The sequence below is a fragment of the Gordonia aurantiaca genome (assembly GCF_039939235.1).
Lineage (GTDB): Bacteria > Actinomycetota > Actinomycetes > Mycobacteriales > Mycobacteriaceae > Gordonia.
The window spans coordinates 1-1,067 of the sequence record NZ_JBDUUF010000038.1; the positions used below are offsets into that span (position 1 = coordinate 1).

1 protein-coding gene is annotated in these 1,067 nt (G+C 63.2%); it reads left to right on the plus strand.

Annotated elements, in window-relative coordinates; translation table 11 throughout:
• Window positions 1-118: 118 nt before the first annotated feature.
• Window positions 119-1,067, plus strand: a 949-nt coding sequence (locus ABFT43_RS22635; protein ID WP_347962477.1) for an AMP-binding protein, incomplete at its 3' end; no start/stop codon positions are given.

The window sequence follows — 1,067 nt, forward strand, 5'->3', positions numbered from 1 at the left end:
ATGGTCGCGTGGTGAGGTTGTGGGTTTTGGTTGGGGTGGGTGTTCGGTGGGTTCGTTGGTGGCTGGGTGTGTGGGTGTGTCGTGGGGTTCGGTGGCGGTGTGGTGTGGGGATCGGGTGGTGTCGTATGGGGAGTTCGGTGGTTTGGTGGCGGCGTTGGCGGAGCGGTTGTTGGGGTTGGGTGTGGGTGTGGATTCGGCTGTGGGTGTGGTGATGTCGCGGTCGTTGGAGTTGTTGGTGGCGGTGCATGCGGTGGTGGTTGTCGGTGGTCGGTATGTGCCGGTGGAGCCGGATGTGCCGGTGGAGCGGGTGGGGTTTGTGTTGGGGACGGCTGGTTGTGGGGTGGTGTTGGTTCTGTCGGGTGATGAGGGTGTGGTGGTGCCGGGGGATGTGGTGTGTGTTGAGGTGGATTGTGGTGTGGGGGTGGTGGTTTCGCCGTCTGAGGGGGCGGCTGCGTTGGGTCGTGTGGTGGAGCGTGTGGGTGTGGTGTCGCCGTTGGTGGGTGTGTACACGTTGTTCACTTCGGGGTCGACTGGTCGGCCGAAGGGGGTGACGGTGTCGCATGAGGCGGTGGTGAATCGGTTGGCGTGGATGCAGTCGTTGTTCGGGTTGTCGGTGGATGATGTGGTGTTGTGGAAGACGCCGGTGTCGTTTGATGTGTCGGTGTGGGAGTTGTTCTGGCCGTTGATGGTTGGGGCTTCGGTGGTGGTTGCGGAGCCGGGTGGGCATCGGGATCCGTGGTATGTGGCGGGTGTGGTGGAGCGGTTTGGGGTGTCGGTGTGTCATTTTGTGCCGTCGATGTTGTCGGTGTTCGTCGAGGCGCTGAGGGGTTCGGTTGAGGGGGGTTCGGTTGAGGGGGGTTCGGTTGAGGGGGGTTCGGTTGAGGGGGGTTCGGGTGGTGTGGCGGTTGCCGGGTTGGGGTCGTTGCGTGAGGTGTTTTGTTCGGGTGAGGTGTTGGGTGCGTCGGCGGTGGAGGGTTTGCGGGGGTTGGTGCCTGGTGTTCGGGTGGTGAATCTGTATGGGCCGACCGAGGCTGCGGTGGATGTGACGTCGTATGTGTGTTCGGGTG